General features: G+C 72.4%; 1 pseudogene. It reads right to left on the reverse strand.

Features of this window, described 5'->3' with window-relative positions:
* A pseudogene (locus tag ACFPZL_RS14105) lies at positions 1 to 282 on the reverse strand (phosphoribosylamine--glycine ligase); the annotation flags it as partial.
* Positions 283 to 584: the final 302 nt, after the last annotated feature.

Here is a 584-nt window from a genome sequence, read left to right on the forward strand (position 1 = left end):
CCCGGGCCCGAAGACCGGCACGCCGCGCTCCCGCAGCGGATCGGCGACGCCCGCCACGAGCGGCGCCTCCGGGCCGATCACGACGAGGTCGAAGCCCCGATCCTGCACGAAATTCGCGACCGCGACCGGATCGTTCGCATCGAGTTCCGGCGTCTCGACGCCGGCGGCCGCGATGCCGGCATTGCCCGGCGCGCACACCACCTCGTGGGCGGACTCCTCGGCGAGGAGAGCTTTGACGATGGCGTGTTCGCGGGCACCCGGCCCCAGCACGAGAATCTTCACGCGACAAGCCTACTTGCCGATCCGGCCCGAGTGACGGCGGTGCCGATCGCAGCGGACGCACTGCGTGTCCGCTCTGCTCGGCTGCTCGGTTGCTCGGTTGCTCGGTTGCTCGGTTGCTCGGTTGATCCGCCTGGCCGCCGGCCTGGCCGTGGTGCCCGGCCGCTGCGCTCGGTCTAGGCTGAAGCCCATGGCGAAACGCAGGATCCCCGCGACCGACGGCCTGGCCGCCGTGCGCGGGGCGCTCGCCGGCGACAGCACCCGGCAGACCATCGCGACGGCGACCCGGTTCCTGCTCGAGGAAC

It is taken from the genome of Leucobacter soli (assembly GCF_042659205.1).
GTDB classification, from domain to species: Bacteria; Actinomycetota; Actinomycetes; order Actinomycetales; family Microbacteriaceae; genus Leucobacter; species Leucobacter soli.